The 12,884-nt window shown below is 69.7% G+C and carries 16 protein-coding genes and 1 pseudogene; 14 read left to right on the forward strand and 3 right to left on the reverse strand.

What is annotated here, in order from left to right; all coding sequences use genetic code 11:
* The first annotated feature begins 5 nt into the window (after positions 1-5).
* Positions 6-287, forward strand: coding sequence for a biotin synthase auxiliary protein BsaP (gene bsaP, locus D7316_RS01560; RefSeq protein WP_124711037.1), 282 nt, complete (start codon positions 6-8; stop codon positions 285-287).
* On the forward strand, positions 284-946 hold the full coding sequence (locus D7316_RS01565) for a DUF2567 domain-containing protein (RefSeq protein WP_124706740.1): 663 nt from the start codon (positions 284-286) through the stop codon (positions 944-946). The genes bsaP and D7316_RS01565 overlap by 4 nt, the downstream gene beginning before the upstream one ends.
* Here D7316_RS01565 and D7316_RS01570 read toward each other — a convergent pair.
* Entirely contained in the window at positions 934-1,197 is a 264-nt protein-coding gene (locus D7316_RS01570; protein WP_124706741.1) for a helix-turn-helix domain-containing protein, read from the reverse strand. The genes D7316_RS01565 and D7316_RS01570 overlap by 13 nt on opposite strands.
* Before the next feature lie 99 nt (positions 1,198-1,296).
* Between D7316_RS01570 and map the strand changes: the two genes are divergently transcribed.
* Entirely contained in the window at positions 1,297-2,064 is a 768-nt protein-coding gene (gene map, locus D7316_RS01575) for a type I methionyl aminopeptidase (RefSeq protein ID WP_124706742.1), read from the forward strand.
* Positions 2,065-2,205: 141 nt separating this feature from the next.
* Here map and D7316_RS01580 read toward each other — a convergent pair whose 3' ends face one another.
* A complete protein-coding gene (locus D7316_RS01580) occupies positions 2,206-2,925 on the reverse strand; it encodes an NUDIX hydrolase (protein ID WP_124706743.1) in 720 nt (239 codons plus the stop codon).
* Positions 2,926-2,958: 33 nt separating this feature from the next.
* A complete protein-coding gene (locus D7316_RS01585) occupies positions 2,959-3,534 on the reverse strand; it encodes a helix-turn-helix transcriptional regulator (RefSeq protein WP_124706744.1) in 576 nt (191 codons plus the stop codon).
* A 303-nt stretch (positions 3,535-3,837) separates the two neighbouring features.
* Here D7316_RS01585 and nadA point away from each other — a divergent pair, with 303 nt between their 5' ends.
* The 11 genes and pseudogenes from nadA (at position 3,838) to hisI (ending at position 12,850) form a co-directional block, all read left to right on the forward strand.
* Positions 3,838-4,896 carry a quinolinate synthase NadA gene (gene nadA, locus D7316_RS01590; protein WP_124706745.1) on the forward strand — a complete coding sequence of 353 codons (1,059 nt, stop codon included), beginning with the start codon at positions 3,838-3,840 and terminating at the stop codon, positions 4,894-4,896.
* Positions 4,889-5,790, forward strand: a pseudogene (gene nadC, locus D7316_RS01595) (carboxylating nicotinate-nucleotide diphosphorylase). The gene nadA and the pseudogene nadC overlap by 8 nt, the downstream one beginning before the upstream one ends.
* A 133-nt stretch (positions 5,791-5,923) precedes the next feature.
* A complete protein-coding gene (gene hisD / locus D7316_RS01600) occupies positions 5,924-7,285 on the forward strand; it encodes a histidinol dehydrogenase (protein ID WP_124706746.1) in 1,362 nt (453 codons plus the stop codon).
* Positions 7,282-8,412 carry a histidinol-phosphate transaminase gene (locus D7316_RS01605; protein WP_124706747.1) on the forward strand — a complete coding sequence of 377 codons (1,131 nt, stop codon included), beginning with the start codon at positions 7,282-7,284 and terminating at the stop codon, positions 8,410-8,412. The genes hisD and D7316_RS01605 overlap by 4 nt, the downstream gene beginning before the upstream one ends.
* Positions 8,413-9,060 carry an imidazoleglycerol-phosphate dehydratase HisB gene (gene hisB / locus D7316_RS01610; protein WP_124706748.1) on the forward strand — a complete coding sequence of 216 codons (648 nt, stop codon included), beginning with the start codon at positions 8,413-8,415 and terminating at the stop codon, positions 9,058-9,060.
* Between the two features lie 13 nt (positions 9,061-9,073).
* Positions 9,074-9,718, forward strand: a complete 645-nt coding sequence (hisH, locus tag D7316_RS01615; protein WP_124706749.1) for an imidazole glycerol phosphate synthase subunit HisH — start codon at positions 9,074-9,076, stop codon at positions 9,716-9,718.
* A complete protein-coding gene (locus D7316_RS01620; protein WP_232016720.1) occupies positions 9,715-10,044 on the forward strand; it encodes a hypothetical protein in 330 nt (109 codons plus the stop codon). Before hisH ends, D7316_RS01620 begins: the two co-directional genes overlap by 4 nt.
* Positions 10,037-10,780 carry a bifunctional 1-(5-phosphoribosyl)-5-((5-phosphoribosylamino)methylideneamino)imidazole-4-carboxamide isomerase/phosphoribosylanthranilate isomerase PriA gene (priA, locus tag D7316_RS01625; protein ID WP_124706750.1) on the forward strand — a complete coding sequence of 248 codons (744 nt, stop codon included), beginning with the start codon at positions 10,037-10,039 and terminating at the stop codon, positions 10,778-10,780. The genes D7316_RS01620 and priA overlap by 8 nt, the downstream gene beginning before the upstream one ends.
* Entirely contained in the window at positions 10,780-11,628 is an 849-nt protein-coding gene (locus D7316_RS01630) for an inositol monophosphatase family protein (protein WP_124706751.1), read from the forward strand. Before priA ends, D7316_RS01630 begins: the two co-directional genes overlap by 1 nt.
* On the forward strand, positions 11,625-12,398 hold the full coding sequence (hisF, locus tag D7316_RS01635) for an imidazole glycerol phosphate synthase subunit HisF (protein WP_124706752.1): 774 nt from the start codon (positions 11,625-11,627) through the stop codon (positions 12,396-12,398). Before D7316_RS01630 ends, hisF begins: the two co-directional genes overlap by 4 nt.
* Before the next feature lie 59 nt (positions 12,399-12,457).
* A complete protein-coding gene (hisI, locus tag D7316_RS01640) occupies positions 12,458-12,850 on the forward strand; it encodes a phosphoribosyl-AMP cyclohydrolase (protein ID WP_124706753.1) in 393 nt (130 codons plus the stop codon).
* The last annotated feature ends 34 nt before the right edge of the window (positions 12,851-12,884 follow it).

Consider the following 12,884-nt stretch of genomic DNA (forward strand, 5'->3'; position numbering starts at 1 on the left):
AGGTGATGATCTCGACGACGCCCGCGGACCCCGCGGCGACCCCGACCGCGCAGCCCGACGTTCCCGGACCGCTCGCGCAGCCGGGTCGATACGGCGTGTACACCGGCCTCGAACTGGAGCTGCAGGGCCCCGACGCCATCCCGACGGCGGCGCAGATGGGCCTCGAACCTCCACGATTCTGTGGACAGTGCGGCCGGCGGATGGTGGTCCAGGTACGCCCCGACGGCTGGGGCGCCCGCTGTTCGAGGCACGGGTCGGTGGACTCCTCCGAGCTGGGCCGACGATGACCGACCCCGCGGCGCAGGTCTCCGGACCGGCGCCGGCGGAGGTAGCCGCTCCCGGATCGCCGGTCACGGAACGCGGACCGCACTCGCCGGTCCGACCACTGATCGTTGCCCTGGGCGCAGTCGTCCTGCTCGGTGTCGTCGTCGGGATGATCTGGGCGATGGTGACTCCCGCGATGTCCGGTCGGGTCGTCGGTCCCGAGTCCGCGATCATCCCGGCCGAGCAGTTCCCCGAGGAGTTCGCCGGCGTCGGTGTCTTCGCGTTGATGCAACTCGGATACGGCCTCGCCGCGGTGCTCGTGGTCTGGTTCGCGTGCCGGCGGTGGCGGGGCCCGGCGGGGTTCATGGCGGTCGCCGCGGCGACGGTCATCGGCTCGTTGCTCGGGGCGTGGCTGGGTACCGCGGTGGCCGATTGGCGATTCGACGATCCGCTCACGCTGCCCGTCGGCGCGACCTTCCGCGTCGTACCCGATCTCTGGCTCGACGGCGCGGTCCGTGGCGGACCCGGCGGCGTGTGGGCGCTGTTCATCTGCGCGCCGTTGGCCGCGGCGCTCGTCTACCTCGGCGCCGCGCTCGCATCCAGAACCGCGGACCTCGGGGTCGGCGATCTCGTCGAGGCGCCGGACCACCCAGAGTCCGGGACGGACGGTCAGCCGATCTGAACCGATGCCTCACCGTCGACGACCTCGGCGAGCGCTTCGACCGAGACGTCGAGCACGCGACTGAGCGCGACGACGGTGGCGAACGACGGTGTCAGTAGTCGGCCGCCCTCGATCTTGCGCAAGGTCTCCGGCGAGATCCCAGCGCCCTGCGCGACGTCGAGCACCGTCCGGTCACCTCGGCTCTCGCGCAGCAGCGTGCCCAGCCGGCGTCCCGCGGCGATCTGTTCTGCTGTCAACGGTGCACGGACCATGCCTCCACAGTACTGGGCTGGTATGAAAATACCGCGCCGGTATGAAAATACCGCGTGCATGGGTACGGTGGTATTTAAATACCGAGAAGGAGGATGGTGGTGATCGAACTCAAGTCGGCGGCCGAGGTCGCGTCGATGCGGGTGACCGGTGCGTTCATCGCGGAGTTGCTCGACGATCTGTCCGGACGCGCAAAGGTCGGCGTGAACCTGCTTGACCTCGAGCTTCGCGCCCGCGATCTGATCACCCGGCGCGGCGCGGTCTCGTGCTACTGGGACTATTCTCCGTCCTTCGGTCGCGGCCCGTTCCGCAACGTGATCTGCCTGTCGGTCAACGACGCTGTGCTGCACGGCCTTCCGCACGACCATGTGCTGGCCGACGGTGATGTGCTGAGTATGGACATCGCGGTGTCGATCGACGGGTGGGTCGCCGATTCGGCACGCACGGTGATCGTCGGGACGCCCCGGTCCGAGGACGAGTTCCTCGTCGAGACCACGCGCCTGGCGCTGGCCGCCGGGATCGACGCGGCCAGGGACGGGAACCGCCTCGGTGACATCTCGGCGGCCATCGGCGAGGTGTGCACCTCCCGGGGATACATGGTCAATACCGATTTCGGTGGTCACGGACTCGGTCGGACCATGCACGAGGACCCGCATGTGGCGAACGTCGGCCGGACCGGCCACGGTATGCGACTGCGCCCGGGTCTGACGCTCGCGTTGGAACCGTGGCTGGCGCAAGGGACGTCGCAGATCGTCTACGACCCCGACGGATGGACCATCCGGTCCGCGGACGGGTCGATGACCGCACACAGTGAACACACCATCGCGATCACCGACGGCGACGCCGCCGTCCTCACCGCTCCTGCGTGACCGGTCCTCCTGCGACGCTTCCCGGGCCGCCGGTCGCGCCCGCTGCCTGAACCCTCGCGACCGTCGGCGCTGACGTCCGATGGTCGAGTGGCCGACGAGCCGCCAGGCGAGGAGGTGTATCGAGACCAGGCGCCGCACCGATCACATCGGGGGACGCAGGGTGGCGAATTCGTCGGTGACCCTGATCCGCGTGTCGGCGAAGGCGTACAGCGCGGGCGGGCGGCCGCCGGCGCGGCCGGTCTTGCCGACGGTGCCGGTGGCCACCACGACTGCCCGGCGGCTCAGGATGCGCAGCAGGTTTGTCGTGTCCACCGGGTAACCCAGTGCGGCACAATAGATCTCCGACAGCGCCGACATCGGGAACCGCGCCGGGGCCAATGCGAAGGCGATGTTGGTGTAGGACAGTTTGGCGGCAAGGCGTTGCCGGGCCGCGGCCACGATCTCCCCGTGGTCGACGGCGAGGTCGGGGAGTGCGTCGACCGCGTGCCAGGCGGCCGTGTCCGGCAGATGGGTGGCGATGTCGCTCGGCACGAGGCCGAGATAGGTCGACGCGATCGTGCGGATGCCGGGCACGCGGTGCGGCTCGGAGAACACCGCCAGCTGCTCGAGATGGGCGATCTTGTCGATGTCGACCTTCTCCGCGACCACGCGACGTGCGCTCGCCTTCAGGTTCTCGTCGGCGGCGACACCTCCACCCGGCAACGACCACGCCGCGGCGCCCGGTTCACGCCCCAGCAGAACGCAGAGCGCGGGGGCGTCGTCCGGGCGGATCTCACGCACCTGGAACACCGCGGTCAACACCTCGACCCGCACCTCGGGTGGCGCCCCGTCGCTCGCGGACATGGGCGGGGGTGTCGGCATGGCGTCGATTGTAGGGCGAGCCGCCCCGTGACCTCAGAGGTCGTCGAGCGAGAGGATGCCGTCCTGGATCGCGCGGGCCGCCAGGGCGGCCTTGGTGCGTGCCGTGCGGTCAACCGCCGTGTACTTCGCACGGATGCGGGTGAGATGGGTGTTCACCGTGCCGATGGAGATGCACAGCTCCTGTGCCACCGAGATCTTGGAGTCGGTGAGCAGCCAGGTCGTCAGGACCTGGATCTCGCGCTGGGTGAGGCCGGGACGGGGACGGAGCTCGGTCGACGAACTCACCGCCACCGGAGCCGCCACCGGTGCGACCGCAGGCGCGGGCGCAGGCGGAGGCGGGGTCGTGTCGGCGGCGGGAATGAGCCGGATATGGGGCCGTCTGCTGGTCACGGCCGTGTGCTGGGTCGTCGCCGTCCGTGACGCCGCCGGAACCGGGGGTGGCGGCGTGGCCGGCAGGCCCGGCAGGGGCATCCGCCGGGCGGCCAGGCGTGCGAGCGCTGCCTCGCGTCGCCGGGCCGCCGCCTGCGCACGGGAGTCGACCGGTGGTACCGCGATCGGACTGACCGGGATCGGGGTCGAGGTGAAGCTGTCGGACGGGGAGATGGTCATCGCGCTGCTCACAATCTGGTCAGCGGCCGTGGGGCCGGAAATCGTGTACAGATCGACGCTATGAACTGCGCGTCGTCGGCGAACGCGTAGCGCACTACTCTAATTTTTCGGCGCGCCCGGACGATCTCGCGCGTGACCGCAGGTTTGTCACCGTCGGCCCAGCTCGGCGGCCTCCCGCCGCATCGACGGGAATGACCTCCGTCACGTCGGTGTTACGATGGACAGCGTTTTCGATCATGAGTCGAAAACCGTGTCTCGCGACGCAGCCCCGTGTCCCGAGCATGACCGCAAGAGGAGTGGCAGATGAGCATCACCAGCGACCGCCCGGCAGTCACCACCGAACCGGGCCTGATCGATGCCGAGTGGATCGACGGCCCCGGCGGATATTCCGGAGTGGAACCCACGCAGGAGTGGGCCGACGAGATCCGACGCCTGGCCCGTGCCCGCAATGCGACGCTGCTCGCGCACAACTACGAACTCCCGGCCATCCAGGACGTCGCCGACCATGTGGGCGATTCGCTGGCACTGTCGCGGATCGCGGCCGAGGTCGACTCCGACGAGATCGTGTTCTGTGGCGTGCACTTCATGGCGGAGACGGCCAAGATCCTCAGCCCGGACAAGAGGGTGCTGATCCCCGACGCCCGGGCCGGCTGCTCGCTCGCGGACTCCATCAACGCCGACCAGTTGCGCGAGTGGAAGGCCGAGTTCCCGGACGCCGTCGTGGTGTCGTATGTGAACACCACCGCCGAGGTCAAGGGCCTCACCGACATCTGCTGCACCTCGTCGAACGCGGTCGACGTCGTCGCCTCGATCGACCCCGACCGTGACGTCCTCTTCCTCCCGGACCAGTTCCTGGGCGCGCACGTCAAGCGCGAGACCGGTCGCGACAACATCCACATCTGGGCCGGTGAATGCCACGTGCACGCGGGCATCAACGGTGACGAGCTCACCGAGAAGGCCGCCGCGCACCCCGATGCCGACCTGTTCATCCACCCTGAATGTGGTTGCGCGACATCGGCTCTCTACCTCGCCGGCGAAGGCGCGGTACCCGACAACCGGGTCAAGATCCTGTCCACCGGCGGCATGATCGACGCCGCTCGCGAGACCGGCGCGAAGCAGGTGCTGGTGGCCACCGAGATCGGCATGCTGCACCAGTTGCGCAAGGCGGCACCCGGCATCGACTTCCAGGCCGTCAACGACCGGGCATCCTGCCCGTACATGAAGATGATCACCCCGGCCGCACTGCTGCGGGCGCTGCGGGAGGGACGCGACGAGGTCCACGTCGCGCCCGACGTCGCCGCGCGTGCCCGCACGAGCGTCGAGCGGATGATCGCGATCGGCAACCCCGGCTCCGGTGAGTGAGGCGTTCGTCGGTCAGGTCGCGGCCACAGAGGTGGGCGACCTGGCCGTCACCGAGGAGATCCGCTCGCTGATCCGGACCGCGCTCACCGAGGATCTGCGCTACGGGCCCGACGTCACCACGGCGGCGACGGTTCCCGCCGACGCCGTCACCGACGCGGCGATCGTCAGCCGCGCCGACGGCGTGATCGCCGGGGTACCGGTGGTTCTCGCGGTGTTCGACGAGGTCATCGGTGCGGGCGCCTACACGGTGACGTCGAGCGTCGTCGACGGCTCCCGCGTGGCGCCCGGTGACGTGGTGTTGAGCGTGCACGCACCGACCGCCGGGCTGCTCACCGCTGAGCGCACCGCCCTGAACCTGATCAGCCACCTGTCCGGCATCGCGACCGCGACCGACCGCTGGGTGCAGGCCGTCGAGGGGACCGGCGCCAAGGTGCGCGATTCGCGCAAGACGCTACCCGGCCTGCGGCTGCTGCAGAAGTATGCGGTGCGGGCCGGCGGGGAGTCAACCATCGCATGGGTCTCGGCGATGCGGCCCTGATCAAGGACAACCATGTGGTCGCGGCCGGGTCGGTGAGCGCCGCGCTGGCGGCGGTCCGCGCCGCAGCCCCCGACCTGCCCGTCGAGGTGGAGGTCGATTCACTGGCCCAGCTCGACGAGGTACTCGCGCTCGAACCGCAACTCGTACTGCTGGACAACTTCGCGTTGTGGGAGACACAGATGGCGGTCCAGCGGCGGGACGCACGCTCGCCTCAGACGAAGCTGGAGAGCTCGGGGGGACTGTCGCTCGACATGGCCGAGGACTACGCCCGCACCGGCGTCGACTATCTCGCCGTGGGGGCGCTGACGCACTCGGTCACCGTCCTCGACCTCGGGCTCGACATCCCCACACCCTGATCGGGCGCTTGCCGTCTGCGCCGGATTCCGGCACAAACATCACCCTCGTCTGCCACGGCCTGCACCGCATGTGAAACCCGGTGGCGCCACCCCATATCCTGGACGGGTAATCCCACAGCTCACAGGAGAGACCATGCTCGCCCGAACCGACCTGCGCGGTGCCGCGCCGACGCTCGCCGAACTGCGTCGTGCGCTGCCCCGCGGCGGTACCGACGTCAATGCCGTTCTCGACACGGTGGCGCCGGTGGTCCATGCGGTCGCCGAACGCGGTGCCGACGCGGCGCTCGAGTTCGGGGCGCGGTTCGACGGGGTCCGGCCGGCGTCCGTGCGGGTGCCGGCGGCGGTGATCGCCGATGCGCTCGCCCGACTCGACCCGGCCGTCGTCGACGCGCTGCGCGAATCCATCACCCGCGCCCGCAAGGTGCACGCCGATCAACGCCGCGCGACGACGCGCACCCAGGTGGTCGACGGCGGCGTGGTGAGCGAGAAGTGGATCCCGGTGCGCAGGGTCGGGCTGTACGTCCCCGGTGGCAACGCCGTGTACCCGTCGTCGGTGATCATGAACGTGGTGCCCGCCCAGGAGGCCGGCGTGGGTTCGCTGGTCATCGCGTCACCGCCGCAGAAGGACTTCGCCGGCTGGCCGCACCCGACGATCCTCGCCGCGTGCGCCCTGCTCGACGTCGACGAGGTGTGGGCCGTCGGCGGGGCACAAGGCGTCGCCCTGCTGACCTATGGCGGCGTGGATCTCGACGAGGCGGCCACCGTACTCGATCCCGTCGACCTCATCACCGGGCCCGGCAACATCTACGTGACCGCGGCCAAGCGACTGTGCCGCGGCGTCGTCGGCATCGACTCCGAGGCCGGTCCCACCGAGATCGCGATCCTCGCCGACGATTCCGCCGACCCGGGCATCGTCGCCTCCGACCTCATCAGCCAGGCCGAGCACGACGTGCTCGCGGCGTCGGTGCTCGTCACCGACAGCGCCGACCTCGCCGACGCGGTCGACGCCGCCCTCGAGGTGCAGGTGTCGGCGACCAAGCACCGCGAACGGGTCACCACGGCGCTGACCGGCAAGCAATCGGGGATCGTCCTGGTGGACGACCTCGAGGCCGGACTCGCGGTCGTCGACGCATATGCCGCCGAACACCTCGAGATCCAGACCCGTGACGCGGCCGCGGTCGCCGACCGCGTGCACAACGCGGGCGCGATCTTCGTCGGTCCGTACGCGCCGGTGAGTCTCGGCGACTACTGCGCAGGGTCGAATCACGTTCTCCCCACATCGGGTTCGGCGCGTTTCGCCTCAGGTCTCTCCGTGCAGACCTTCCTCAAGGGCGTGCACGTCATCGACTACGACGAGTCGGCCCTGCGGGACGTCGCGGACCGGGTCGTCACGCTCGCCGACGCCGAGGACCTGCCCGGACACGGAGATGCGGTCAAGCAACGGTTCATCGCGAACGCCGCTGCGGGCGGACCGGATTCGGGGGCGTCGTCATGAGCGCACCCACCGTACCGGGCGGCCTGATCACCGTCGACGATCTGCCGTTGCGGGACAATCTGCGTGGCAAGAGTGCCTACGGCGCACCGCAACTCAAGGTTCCGGTGGTGCTCAACACCAACGAGAACCCGCACCCGCCGTCGGCGGCGCTGATCGACGACGTCGCCGAGTCGGCGCGCGTCGCGGCCGCGGCGCTGCACCGTTACCCGGACCGCGACGCCGTCGCCCTGCGCACCGAACTCGCCGCGTATCTCACCGCGACGACCGGCGTCACGTTGAGCCTCGACAATCTGTGGGCGGCCAACGGCTCCAACGAGATCCTGCAGCAGCTGCTGCAGGCGTTCGGCGGTCCGGGGCGCAGCGCGCTGGGCTTCGTGCCGTCGTACTCGATGCACCCGATCATCTCCGACGGCACCGACACCACCTGGCTGCAGGCGGCGCGGGCGGGTGACTTCTCCCTCGACGTCGACTACGCGGTCGCCGAGGTGACCAATCGTCGACCCGACGTCGTGTTCGTGACGTCGCCGAACAATCCGACCGGCGGTTCGGTGACGCTCGACGACCTCCGTCGAATCCTCGCGGCGGCGCCGGGCATCGTGATCGTCGACGAGGCCTACGGCGAGTTCTCCGAACGCCCCAGCGCCGTCGAGCTGATCGACGAGTTCCCGACGAAGATCGTCGTGAGTCGCACCATGAGCAAGGCGTTCGCCTTCGCCGGTGGGCGGCTCGGCTACCTCGCCGCCGCTCCGGCCATCGTCGAGGCGCTGCTGCTGGTCCGACTGCCCTATCACCTGTCGGTGCTCACGCAGGCGGCCGCTCGAGCCGCGTTGCGCCACAGCGATGAGACCCTCGCCGGTGTGGCCGCGATCGTCGCCGAGCGCAAACGCGTCGTCGCCGAACTGGACGGGGCCGGCTACCGGGCGATCGAGTCGGACGCCAACTTCGTGCTGTTCGGCCGTTTCCACGACGCCCCGGCGAGTTGGCAGCGCTATCTCGACCACGGCGTGTTGATCCGTGACGTCGGGATCCCCGGCCACCTCCGTGTCACCATCGGGCTGTCCGCCGAGAACGACGCGTTCCTCGATGTCAGCCGGAAGCTGGCGTCCACAGATCTGGAGAATGGGTAAGTGACCACACCCGCAGGAACCACACCCGCCGGCCCCGACCAGCGGATCGCGCGTGTCGAGCGCACGACCAGAGAGTCGTCGATCACCGTCGAGCTGAACCTCGACGGCACCGGCGTCACCGACATCTCCACCGGCATCGCGTTCTTCGACCACATGCTCACGGCATTCGGTCAGCACGGCAGCTTCGACCTCACCGTCGAGGCCAAGGGCGACGTCGACGTCGAGGGTCATCACACCATCGAGGACACCGCCATCGTGCTGGGCCAGGCCCTCGGCCAGGCGCTCGGCGACAAGAAGGGCATCCGGCGCTTCGGCGATGCGTGGATCCCGATGGACGAGACCCTCGCCCACGCTGTCGTCGATGTCTCCGGACGTCCGTACTGCGTGCACACCGGTGAGCCCGAACACCTCCTCACCGCGGTCATCGGCGGATATCCGGGGGTGCCGTACTCGACCGTGATCAACCGACACGTCTTCGAGTCCATCGCACTCAACGCCCGCATCGCGCTGCACGTCCGGGTGCTCTATGGACGCGACCAGCACCACATCACCGAGGCCGAGTTCAAGGCCGTCGCCCGGGCGCTGCGTGCCGCGACCGAATCCGATCCCCGCGTCAGCGGTGTGCCGTCGACCAAGGGCGCGCTGTGATGGGGCGCGTCCGATGACGAGCGCACCCGCGGTCACCGTCCTCGACTACGGCTCGGGGAACCTGCGGTCGGCGCAGCGCGCCCTGGAGCGGGCGGGCGCCGACGTCACGGTCACCGACGACCGCGACGCCGCGACGAACTGTGATGGTCTCGTCGTGCCGGGCGTCGGTGCGTTCGCGGCATGCATCGACGGGCTGAAGGCGGTCAGAGGCCACCGGATCATCGACCAGCGACTCGCCGGCGGCCGACCGGTGCTCGGCATCTGTGTGGGCATGCAGATCCTGTTCGAGCGCGGCGTCGAGTTCGGTGTCGAGGCCGATGGGTGTGGCGAATGGCCGGGAACGGTGAGTCAGTTGCAGGCGCCGGTGCTGCCGCATATGGGATGGAACACCGTGCAGGCCCCCGACGACTCGGTCCTCTTCGACGGCCTCGACGACGACACCCGCTTCTACTTCGTGCACTCCTACGCCGCGCAGACCTGGGACATGGACAACGACGGCTCTCCGCTCGAATCGCCGAAGCTGACGTGGGCGACCCACGGCGGGCCGTTCCTGGCGGCGGTGGAGAACGGTGCGCTCGCGGCCACCCAGTTCCATCCGGAGAAATCCGGTGACGCCGGTGCGCACCTGCTCCGCAACTGGGTGAGATCGCTGTCATGACCTTCGGCGACACCCGGTTCTCGTTCGGCAAGCTCGTGCTGTTCGCGCTCGGCGCGGGCGTGCTCGTGCTGCTGGTGTCGATCCCGATCATCCTGCTGATAGCCCGGTGGTCGCCGATCGCAGGCCTGGTCGTCGCACTGATCGCGGTGCTGGCGATGATCGCCGCCATCGGCACCGTGTCGCGCCGCATGATCGCCACCGCCGAGCGTGAGATCCTGGCCGCGCGCGCGGCCGAGGACGCCGCCCGCTCCCACGACCCCCGGCCGCGGGTCATCGATCCCCAGACCGTCGAACCGACAGACAGGAACTCCTCCACCGATGGGTAACACCCTTGAACTCCTCCCGGCCGTCGACGTCGCCGATGGGCAGGCAGTCCGCCTCGTGCAGGGCGCAGCCGGCACCGAGACCTCCTACGGGTCCCCCCGCGAGGCCGCGCTGGCCTGGCAGTCCGACGGTGCCGAGTGGATCCATCTCGTCGACCTCGACGCCGCCTTCGGTCGCGGCAACAATCGCGAACTGCTGGCCGACGTCGTGGGCGAACTCGATGTGAAGGTGGAGCTCTCCGGCGGCATCCGCGACGACGATTCGCTCGCCGCCGCACTCGGCACCGGCTGCACCCGCGTGAATCTCGGTACCGCCGCTCTGGAGAACCCCGACTGGTGTGCGCGGGCGATCGAGCGGTACGGCGATCGCATCGCGGTGGGTCTCGACGTCATCCGGGAGGGCGAGTCCTACCGGTTGCGTGGCCGCGGCTGGGTCACCGACGGCGGCGACCTGTGGGAGGTGCTGACGCGCCTCGACCGCGACGGATGTGCCCGATACGTGGTCACCGACGTGTCCAAGGATGGCACCCTCGGTGGTCCGAATCTCGATCTGCTCGGTGAGGTCGCCGCCGCGACCTCGGCACCGATCGTGGCCTCCGGCGGCGTGTCCGCCCTCGACGACCTGATCGCCATCGCCGGCCTCGCCGACCGCGGGGTGGAGGGCGCGATCGTCGGAAAGGCGCTCTACGCCGGACGTTTCACCCTGCCCGAGGCGCTCTCGGCCGTTGCCGGGACGTGATGGACCACCTCGCACTGCTCGAGACCGCGAGCACCATCCTCGACTCCGTCGTCGACGAGTTCGTCGACGGCCTCGGGGCGCCGAGTGCGGTCGCCAAGGGCGCCACCGATTTCGCCACCCAGGTCGATCTCGACCTCGAGCGCCGGATCAGCGGGGAACTCGCTGATCGCACCCAGATCCCGGTGCACGGCGAGGAGTTCGGCGGCCCGCCCGTCACCGATGGGGCCGTCTGGGTCCTCGACCCCGTGGACGGCACCTACAACTATTCGACCGGCGTGCCGATGTCGGGGATCCTGCTCGGACTCCTCGTCGACGGCGAACCGGTCCTCGGCCTCACCTGGCTGCCGTTGCTCGGGCGCCGCTACGCCGCACACGTCGACGGTCCGCTGTTCTCCGACGGTGCCCCGATGGTGCCGCTGAGCGCGGTGAGTCTGCGATCGTCGGCGATCGCCTACGGCCCGTTCAATGCGGCGGGCGGTGGGCGCTATCCCGGTGCGCGACGTGCCGATGTGATCCGGGCGCTGAGCTCACGGGTCGCACGGCTGCGCATGACGGGCAGCACCGGCGTCGACATGGCCTACACGGCGGCCGGGATCTTCGGCGGCGCAGTCGCTTTCGGCCGGCACGCGTGGGACAACGCGGCCGGCGCGGCACTGGTACGAGCGGCCGGCGGCGTCGCCACCGACCTCGGCGGCGCACCATGGACCGCGACATCGACATCCCTCGTCGCCGCTGCCCCCGGTCTGCACACCGAACTGATGGCGGTCATCGACGAGGTCGTCGGCGACGAATGGGGCGCACAGACCCCGCCGTCGTCGACCCCAGAGAACACCGGAGGTCGATCATGACAGTCGCCGTGCGCGTCATCCCGTGTCTGGACGTGGACGACGGCCGGGTCGTCAAGGGCGTCAACTTCCAGAATCTGCGCGACGCCGGCGATCCCGTCGAACTCGCCTCGCGCTACGACGGTGAGGGCGCCGACGAACTGACCTTCCTCGACGTCACCGCGTCGAGCTCGGGCCGGTCGACGATGATCGAGGTGGTCAAGCGGACCGCCGATCAGATCTTCATCCCGCTCACCGTCGGTGGCGGTATCCGCACCGTCGACGACGTCGACACGATGTTGCGGGCCGGCGCGGACAAGGTCAGCGTCAACACGGCGGCGATCGCCCGCCCCGAGGTACTCGCCGAGATGAGCCGACGATTCGGTTCGCAGTGCATCGTGCTGTCGGTGGACGCGCGCACCGTGCCGGCGGGTTCCGAGCCGACGCCATCGGGCTGGGAGGTCACCACCCACGGCGGCCGGCAGGGCACCGGCATCGACGCGGTCGAATGGGCGCGACGCGGCCAGGACCTCGGTGTGGGGGAGATCCTGCTCAACTCGATGGACGCCGACGGCACCAAGCGCGGCTTCGACCTGCGGATGCTCTCCGCGGTCCGGGCACAGGTCCACGTGCCGGTGATCGCCAGCGGCGGCGCCGGGGCCATCGGTGATTTCGCACCCGCGGTCGCGGCCGGGGCGGATGCGGTGCTCGCCGCATCGGTGTTCCACTTCGGCGAACTGACCATCCCCGACGTCAAGACCGCGATGGCGGCCGAGGGAATCATCGTGCGCTGACGCGGCGTTTGCCCACCGAACGCATGTGCACCAGAACGAGCATGACAGGACGGACACCGATGGCACTCGACCCCGACATCGCCGCTCGGCTCAAACGCAACGACGACGGACTCTTCGCCGCGATCGCGCAGGAGCGCACCACCGGGACCGTCCTGATGATGGCGTGGATGGACGACACCGCACTCGAGCGGACGCTGGCCACCCGGCAGGGCACCTACTACTCACGCTCCCGGCAGCAGTACTGGGTCAAGGGTGAGACCAGTGGTCACACCCAATACGTGCACGACGTCCGCATCGACTGCGACGGCGACACCCTGCTCCTGGTGGTCGACCAGGTCGGGGCCGCCTGCCACACCGGCAACCACAGCTGCTTCGACACCCCGTCGCTTCCGCTCGGAACCGGCGACGGACCCCCGGCCGACGAGGCTCCCGCGGCCGCCGGGGGAGAATGACACCCGACAGTCGAGAAGAAAGGTGGTGACGGCG

Source organism: Gordonia insulae, assembly GCF_003855095.1.
In the GTDB taxonomy this organism is placed as follows: domain Bacteria; phylum Actinomycetota; class Actinomycetes; order Mycobacteriales; family Mycobacteriaceae; genus Gordonia; species Gordonia insulae.

Bases quoted from the DNA above. Each gene is read 5' to 3' on its own strand.
- D7316_RS01605 (WP_124706747.1), top strand. From the start codon at position 7,282: ATGAGCGCACCCACCGTACCGGGCGGCCTGATCACCGTCGACGATCTG.
- priA (WP_124706750.1), top strand. From the start codon at position 10,037: ATGGGTAACACCCTTGAACTCCTCCCGGCCGTCGACGTCGCCGATGGG.
- hisD (WP_124706746.1), top strand. From the start codon at position 5,924: ATGCTCGCCCGAACCGACCTGCGCGGTGCCGCGCCGACGCTCGCCGAA.
- bsaP (WP_124711037.1), top strand. From the start codon at position 6: ATGATCTCGACGACGCCCGCGGACCCCGCGGCGACCCCGACCGCGCAG.
- hisH (WP_124706749.1), top strand. From the start codon at position 9,074: ATGACGAGCGCACCCGCGGTCACCGTCCTCGACTACGGCTCGGGGAAC.
- D7316_RS01565 (WP_124706740.1), top strand. From the start codon at position 284: ATGACCGACCCCGCGGCGCAGGTCTCCGGACCGGCGCCGGCGGAGGTA.
- hisI (WP_124706753.1), top strand. From the start codon at position 12,458: ATGGCACTCGACCCCGACATCGCCGCTCGGCTCAAACGCAACGACGAC.
- D7316_RS01620 (WP_232016720.1), top strand. From the start codon at position 9,715: ATGACCTTCGGCGACACCCGGTTCTCGTTCGGCAAGCTCGTGCTGTTC.
- D7316_RS01585 (WP_124706744.1), bottom strand. From the start codon at position 3,534: ATGACCATCTCCCCGTCCGACAGCTTCACCTCGACCCCGATCCCGGTC.
- D7316_RS01630 (WP_124706751.1), top strand. From the start codon at position 10,780: ATGGACCACCTCGCACTGCTCGAGACCGCGAGCACCATCCTCGACTCC.
- D7316_RS01580 (WP_124706743.1), bottom strand. From the start codon at position 2,925: ATGCCGACACCCCCGCCCATGTCCGCGAGCGACGGGGCGCCACCCGAG.
- D7316_RS01570 (WP_124706741.1), bottom strand. From the start codon at position 1,197: ATGGTCCGTGCACCGTTGACAGCAGAACAGATCGCCGCGGGACGCCGG.
- nadA (WP_124706745.1), top strand. From the start codon at position 3,838: ATGAGCATCACCAGCGACCGCCCGGCAGTCACCACCGAACCGGGCCTG.
- hisF (WP_124706752.1), top strand. From the start codon at position 11,625: ATGACAGTCGCCGTGCGCGTCATCCCGTGTCTGGACGTGGACGACGGC.